Source organism: Pseudomonas sp. NFACC37-1 (genome assembly GCF_900101575.1).
GTDB classification, from domain to species: domain Bacteria; phylum Pseudomonadota; class Gammaproteobacteria; order Pseudomonadales; family Pseudomonadaceae; genus Aquipseudomonas; species Aquipseudomonas fluorescens_AA.
Genome location: NZ_FMUZ01000004.1, coordinates 328,607 through 335,700, shown reverse-complemented (window position 1 = coordinate 335,700; position 7,094 = coordinate 328,607). Strand labels below are relative to the sequence as shown.

Here is a 7,094-nt window from a genome sequence, read left to right as displayed (position 1 = left end):
TCTCCCACGGTCTGTACTGCGGCTAACAGTCAGAATCGAGCTTTGTCCCTCCTCCTCCCTTCAAGTCCTACCATACAAGCGAGCTTGCTCGCGATGAGGCCAGCACATTCAACATCCATGGGACTGACACACCGCTATCGCGAGCAAGCTCGCTCCCACAATGAATCGGGGGCAAGCTCAAGCCATTCGGTTTTCCGAACACGACCCGCCAGTCAGTTCGGCTAACCGGATAAAACAGTCCGCCTAAAACCTGAAACAAAACATTAATCACCATCTAAAACAACAAGTTAAACAGGCCGACCTGGTCTGGCACGAGTCATGCTCTACACTTCTCGAGACGAATGCCTGTACGCCAACACACCAGGAGCTGCCAGGTATCTCGAAGTACTCAGGGCCGACAAACCGGCCGAAATAAAAAAAACAATGTCGAGGAAACATCGATGCGTATCGTTCCCCATCTCCTGGGCGCAGCCATTGCTGCCGCTCTGATCAGCACTCCGGTTTTCGCAGCCGAACTGACCGGCACACTGAAAAAGATCAAAGAGTCCGGCGTCATTACGCTTGGGCATCGCGACGCTTCCATTCCGTTCTCCTACATCGCGGACGCTTCCGGCAAGCCGGTCGGCTACTCCCACGACATCCAGCTGAAAGTCGTCGAAGCGATCAAGAAAGACCTGGACCTGCCCAACCTGCAGGTCAAGTACAACCTGGTCACCTCGCAAACCCGTATCCCGCTGGTGCAGAACGGCACGGTGGACCTGGAATGCGGCTCCACCACCAACAACGTCGAGCGTCAGCAGCAGGTTGACTTCTCCGTTGGCATCTTCGAGATCGGCACTCGGCTGCTGACCAAGAAAGATTCCAAGTACAAGGATTTCGACGACCTCAAGGGCAAGAACGTCGTGACCACCGCCGGCACCACGTCCGAGCGCCTCCTCAAGTCCATGAACGCCGACAAGCAAATGGGCATGAACGTCATCTCCGCCAAGGACCATGGCGAGTCCTTCCAGATGCTCGAAGGCGGCCGCGCCGTTGCTTTCATGATGGACGATGCCCTGCTGGCCGGCGAAGCCGCCAAGGCCAAGAAAGCCGACGACTGGGCCGTGACCGGTACACCACAGTCCTACGAAATCTACGGCTGCATGATGCGCAAGGGCGACGAGCCGTTCAAAAAGGCTGTGGATGACGCCATCAAGGCCACCTACGCTTCGGGCGAGATCAACAAGATCTACGAAAAATGGTTCATGCAGCCTATCCCGCCAAAAGGCCTGAACCTGAACTTCCCGATGAGCGACGAACTCAAGGCACTGATCGCCAAGCCGACCGATAAAGCGGCTGACGACAAGAAATCCTGATTTCTGACTAACCTTATCTCCTGAAGGGGCCCGGCCCTTTCAGGGGATGGTCACTCCCTGCTGGCAAATCTGGAAACACTCGAACCGGTGGCTGTCGAGCCGATCGCGTGTGCCTGGCCTCCAAGCCGGGCGGGAACGGAGTTTCCCCAGGCGGGCATTTGTATATCGAACGATCTGAGGGGAGACCCTAATGAATTACAACTGGGACTGGGGCGTGTTCTTCAAGTCCACCGGCGTGGGCAGCGAGACCTATCTCGACTGGTACGTAGCCGGCCTGGGCTGGACCATTGCTATCGCCGTCGTGGCCTGGATCATCGCCCTGCTGCTGGGCTCGGTGCTCGGCGTGATGCGCACCGTGCCGAACCGGCTGGTGTCGGGGATCGCCACCTGCTACGTGGAACTCTTCCGTAATGTGCCACTGCTGGTTCAGCTGTTCATCTGGTACTTCCTGGTGCCGGACCTGCTGCCCGCTGATATGCAGGAGTGGTACAAACAGGACCTGAACCCGACCACCTCGGCCTACCTGAGCGTCGTCGTATGCCTGGGCCTGTTCACCGCCGCCCGGGTCTGCGAACAAGTGCGCACCGGCATCCAGGCGCTGCCCCGCGGCCAGGAATCCGCCGCCCGAGCCATGGGCTTCAAGCTGCCGCAGATCTACTGGAACGTGCTGCTGCCCCAGGCCTATCGGATCATCATTCCGCCGCTTACCTCGGAATTCCTCAACGTCTTCAAGAACTCCTCGGTGGCCTCGCTGATCGGCCTGATGGAGTTGCTCGCGCAGACCAAGCAGACCGCCGAGTTCTCCGCCAACCTGTTCGAAGCCTTCACCCTGGCGACGCTGATCTACTTCACCCTGAACATGAGCCTGATGCTGCTCATGCGCATGGTCGAGAAGAAAGTCGCGGTGCCCGGCCTGATCTCCGTGGGGGGTAAATAATGGAATTCGACTTCACTGGCGTCATACCGGCCATTCCCGGCTTGTGGAACGGCATGGTCATGACCCTCAAGCTGATGGCTCTGGGTGTCGTCGGCGGGATCATCCTGGGGACGATCCTGGCGCTGATGCGCCTGTCCCATAACAAGCTGGTCTCCAACATCGCCGGCGCCTACGTCAACTATTTCCGTTCGATCCCGCTGCTGCTGGTGATTACCTGGTTCTACCTGGCCGTGCCATTCGTGCTGCGCTGGATCACCGGCGAAGACACGCCGATCGGGGCGTTCGGCTCCTGCGTCGTGGCGTTCATGATGTTCGAGGCGGCGTACTTCTGCGAAATCGTGCGGGCCGGCGTGCAGTCGATCCCCAAGGGCCAGATGGGCGCGGCACAGGCACTGGGCATGAACTATGGCCAGACCATGCGCCTGATCATCCTGCCCCAGGCGTTTCGCAAGATGACCCCGCTGCTGCTGCAACAGAGCATCATCCTGTTTCAGGACACCTCGCTGGTCTACACGGTCGGCCTGGTGGACTTCCTCAATGCTTCGCGGGCCAATGGCGACATCATCGGCCGCTCCAATGAGTTCCTGATCATCGCAGGTCTCGTGTACTTCACAATCAGCTTTGCCGCCTCGCTGCTGGTCAAGCGTCTGCAAAAAAGGTTCGCCGTATGATCTCTATCAAGAACATCAACAAGTGGTATGGGGACTTCCAGGTACTGACCAATTGCAGCACCGAGGTCAGCAAGGGTGAGGTTGTGGTGGTGTGCGGGCCATCGGGTTCGGGCAAATCCACGCTGATCAAGTGCGTGAACGCCCTGGAACCGTTCCAGAAAGGCGACATCGTGGTCGATGGCACCTCCATCGCCGACCCGAAGACCAACCTGCCGAAGCTGCGTTCGCGGGTGGGCATGGTGTTCCAGCATTTCGAACTGTTCCCGCACCTGACCATCACCGAAAACCTGACCATCGCGCAGATCAAGGTGCTGGGCCGCAGCAAGGAAGAAGCCACCAAGAAAGGCCTGCAACTGCTCGAGCGGGTCGGTCTCTCGGCCCACGCCCACAAGCACCCGGGCCAGCTCTCCGGCGGCCAGCAGCAACGGGTGGCGATTGCCCGTGCCCTGGCGATGGACCCGGTGGTGATGCTGTTCGACGAACCGACCTCGGCCCTTGACCCGGAAATGGTCAACGAAGTGCTCGACGTGATGGTGCAGCTGGCTCACGAAGGCATGACCATGATGTGCGTGACCCACGAAATGGGCTTCGCCCGCAAAGTGGCGAACCGGGTGATCTTCATGGACCAGGGCCAGATCATCGAAGACTGCAAGAAAGAGGAGTTCTTCGGCGACATCAGCGCCCGCTCCGAACGCGCGCAGCATTTCCTTGAGAAAATCCTGCAGCACTAAAACACCGCTCCCCACTGTGGGAGCGAGCTTGCTCGCGAATAGGGCAGCACATTCAACATCAATGTGGCTGACACACCGCTTTCGCGAGCAAGCTCGCTCCCACAAGGGATCGGAGTTGGCTTGTAGATTTGTGTTGTGGTTGACCCAAGGCTTCTGTGATGAAATGCGACCCCACCCTCTATCGCGCCGCGCCGCCATCACTCGCCGTGAAACCCCGCCTGATCCGCCATCTGTTCCTGCCGCCCCTGGTCATTGCGCTGATGATCGGCCTGGGTTACCTCGGCTTCTGGATCAGCGAGCACTATGGCGTACGTGGCCTCGCCGAGAATGGCGAGCGCCAGTTGGAGCTGCACGCCCGTGCGGTCGAGAGCGAGATCAGCAAGTACACCTACCTGCCCAGCCTGCTGGAGCTTGAATCGAGTGTCTCGCAATTGCTCGACGACCCCACGCCCGAGCATCGCAAGACCGTCAACGAATACCTCGAAGGCCTGAACCGGCGTAGCCGCAGCCGGGCCATCTACGTGATGGACACCACCGGTCGGGTGATGGCCACCAGCAACTGGCGCGATGTCGACAGTTACCTGGGCGAAGACCTGTCCTTCCGCGCCTATTTCCAGAACGCCGTACGCGGCCAGCCGGGACGGTTCTACGGCATCGGCAGCACCAATGGCGAACCCGGCTACTACCTGGCCCATGGCTTGGAGCAACAGGGCAAGATCATTGGCGTGGCCGTGGTCAAGGTGCGCCTAGAAGCCTTGGAAGAGCGCTGGCAGAGAGCGCGGCTGGAGGCGTTCGTCAGTGATGAGAACGGCATCATCATCCTGTCCAGCGACCCGGCGCGACGACTCAAGTCGGTGCGGCCCCTGAGCGACGAGACCAAGGAACGCCTGGCCCGCAGCCTGCAATATTATTGGTTCCCGCTCAATGAACTGGTGCCCCTGGCCCGGGAACGCCTGGCCGAGGGCATGGAGAAGCTGACCTTCCCGGCCAACACCGAACTGGTGTCCGACGAACGCGCCATCAGCTACCTGTCGCAGACCCGGCCCTTGAGCGATACCCCGTGGAATTTCACCTTGCTGACGCCCCTTGAAGACCTGCGTCGCCAGGCGATCAACCAAGGCATCCTGGTGGCCGTGGCCTTCGCCCTGGTGGCGTTCCTGCTGATCGCCTGGAACGAACGACGCAAGGTCATCGCCACCCGCCTCGCCGCCCGGGAAGCCTTGCAGGAAGCCAACAACCAGCTCGAGCGTCGGATTACCGAACGCACCACTGACCTGCGCGCCAGCAACGAACGACTCAAGGGCCAGATCCGCGAGCGGCGCCAGGCCGAAGAGACCTTGCGCCGGGCCCAGGACGAACTGGTCCAGGCCGGTAAACTGGCGGCCATCGGCCAGATGTCCACCAGCATCGCCCATGAACTCAACCAGCCGCTGGCGGCGCTGCGCACCTTGTCCGGCAATACCGTGCGTTTCCTGGAGCGCGGCCAGCTGGACATCGCCAGCACCAACCTCAAGACCATCAACGAATTGATCGACCGCATGGGCCGGATCACCGCCAGCCTGCGCGCCTTCGCCCGGCGCGGCGATGACCAGGGCCGGGCGAGCCTGGGCAAGGCCGTCGAGGCCGCATTGCAATTGCTGGGCGGGCGCCTGGAAAACCTGGACATCCAGATCCACAGCGGTTTCGATGACGTCCAATTGCAAATCGACCAGACCCGCCTCGAACAGATCCTGGTGAACCTGATCGGCAACGCCCTGGACGCCATGCAAACGCAACCCGAGCCGAAACTGTGGCTCGACGGCCAGGCCGCCGATGGCAAATATCGCCTGCGGGTGCGGGACAATGGTCACGGCATCGATGCCGAAGCCCGCAAGCATTTGTTCGAACCGTTCTTCACCACCAAACCTGGCGAACAGGGCCTGGGCCTGGGCCTGACGCTCTCGGCGAGCCTGGCCGCCGCCGCGGGTGGACACCTGGGCGTCGAGTACCCGCTTGAGCGTGGCACTACGTTTGTCCTCAATCTACCGTTGGTCAGCCTTTCACCTGCCGAGCCGCTATGAACCACGACCTGAGCGTACTGATCGTCGAAGACGACCCCCACGTCCTGCTGGGCTGCCAGCAGGCCCTGAGCCTGGAAGACATTCCCTGCATCGGCGTGGGCAGCGCCGAAGAGGCCTTGGAGCGAGTCGACGATAACTTTGCCGGCATCGTCATCAGCGACATTCGGCTGCCGGGCATCGACGGCCTGGAACTGCTGACTCGTCTCAAGGCGCGGGACCGCAGCCTGCCGGTGGTGCTGATCACCGGCCACGGCGACATTTCCATGGCCGTCGGGGCCATGCAAAAAGGCGCCTATGACTTCATGGAGAAACCCTTCTCCCCTGAGCGCCTGGTGGACGTCGCCCGTCGCGCCCTGGAACAGCGCAGCCTGGCCCGGGAAGTGTCATCGCTGCGTCGGCAACTGGCCGAACGCGATTCCCTGGAAGGCCGGATCATTGGCCGCTCGCCGGCCATGCAACATCTGCGCGCGCTGATCGCCAACGTCGCCGACACCTCGGCCAACGTCCTGATCGAAGGCGAAACCGGCACCGGCAAGGAACTGGTCGCCCGCTGCCTGCATGATTTCAGCCGACGCCACGACAAGCAGTTCGTCGCGCTGAACTGCGGCGGCCTGCCGGAGAACCTGTTCGAAAGCGAGATCTTCGGCCACGAGGCCAACGCCTTCACCGGTGCCGGCAAACGCCGGATCGGCAAGATCGAGCACGCCGATGGCGGTACGCTGTTTCTCGATGAAGTGGAAAGCATGCCCCTGCCCTTGCAGATCAAGTTGCTGCGCGTGTTGCAGGAACGCACCCTCGAACGCCTGGGCTCGAACCAGAGCGTGGCGGTGGATTGTCGGGTGATCGCCGCCACCAAGTCCGACCTGGACGAAATGGGCCGGTCCGGACAATTCCGCAGCGACCTGTACTACCGCCTCAACGTGGTGACCCTGGAACTGCCGCCCTTGCGCGAGCGGCGCGAAGACATCCTGCAATTGTTCGAGCATTTTCTCCAGCAGTCGTCCCTGCGCTTCGACCGCACGGTGCCGGAGCTGGACAACCAGACCCTGTCGAACCTGATGAGCCACGACTGGCCGGGCAACGTGCGCGAACTGCGCAACGTCGCCGAGCGCTACGCCCTCGGCCTGCCGGCGTTCAAGAGGTCTGGTGCCAGCAGCGGCAGCCAGGGCCTGGCCTTCGCCGAAGCGGTGGAAGCGTTCGAGCGCAATCTGCTGGTGGACGCCCTGCAGCGCAGCGGCGGCAACCTGACCCAGGCCAGCCAGGAACTGGGCATGGCCAAGACCACGTTGTTCGACAAAGTCAAAAAATATGGCCTGAGCCATTAACCGGATGGTGAACGT

Annotated in this window: 6 protein-coding genes; all 6 read left to right on the top strand. The window is 61.3% G+C overall.

Translation table 11 applies throughout. The annotated features are described in order from the left end of the window. Positions 1-440: 440 nt before the first annotated feature. The 6 genes from BLP82_RS07765 to BLP82_RS07740 all read left to right on the top strand — a co-directional run bounded on the left by BLP82_RS07765 (position 441) and on the right by BLP82_RS07740 (position 7,079). On the top strand, positions 441-1,355 hold the full coding sequence (locus BLP82_RS07765) for a glutamate/aspartate ABC transporter substrate-binding protein (protein ID WP_060740928.1): 915 nt from the start codon (positions 441-443) through the stop codon (positions 1,353-1,355). 190 nt (positions 1,356-1,545) lie between these two features. Beyond that, positions 1,546-2,292, top strand: coding sequence for an amino acid ABC transporter permease (locus BLP82_RS07760; RefSeq protein ID WP_014339891.1), 747 nt, complete (start codon positions 1,546-1,548; stop codon positions 2,290-2,292). Next, the gene (locus BLP82_RS07755; RefSeq protein ID WP_092166460.1) at positions 2,292-2,963 is read left to right on the top strand and encodes an amino acid ABC transporter permease; all 672 of its coding nucleotides are present in this window, start codon (positions 2,292-2,294) and stop codon (positions 2,961-2,963) included. The genes BLP82_RS07760 and BLP82_RS07755 overlap by 1 nt, the downstream gene beginning before the upstream one ends. Further along, complete coding sequence (locus BLP82_RS07750) at positions 2,960-3,694, top strand: amino acid ABC transporter ATP-binding protein (RefSeq protein ID WP_003204983.1); 735 nt, start codon at positions 2,960-2,962, stop codon at positions 3,692-3,694. Before BLP82_RS07755 ends, BLP82_RS07750 begins: the two co-directional genes overlap by 4 nt. Positions 3,695-3,852: 158 nt before the next feature. Next, positions 3,853-5,754, top strand: coding sequence for a two-component sensor histidine kinase AauS (locus tag BLP82_RS07745; protein WP_092166455.1), 1,902 nt, complete (start codon positions 3,853-3,855; stop codon positions 5,752-5,754). Then, on the top strand, positions 5,751-7,079 hold the full coding sequence (locus BLP82_RS07740) for a two-component response regulator AauR (protein ID WP_053124572.1): 1,329 nt from the start codon (positions 5,751-5,753) through the stop codon (positions 7,077-7,079). The genes BLP82_RS07745 and BLP82_RS07740 overlap by 4 nt, the downstream gene beginning before the upstream one ends. Positions 7,080-7,094: the final 15 nt, after the last annotated feature.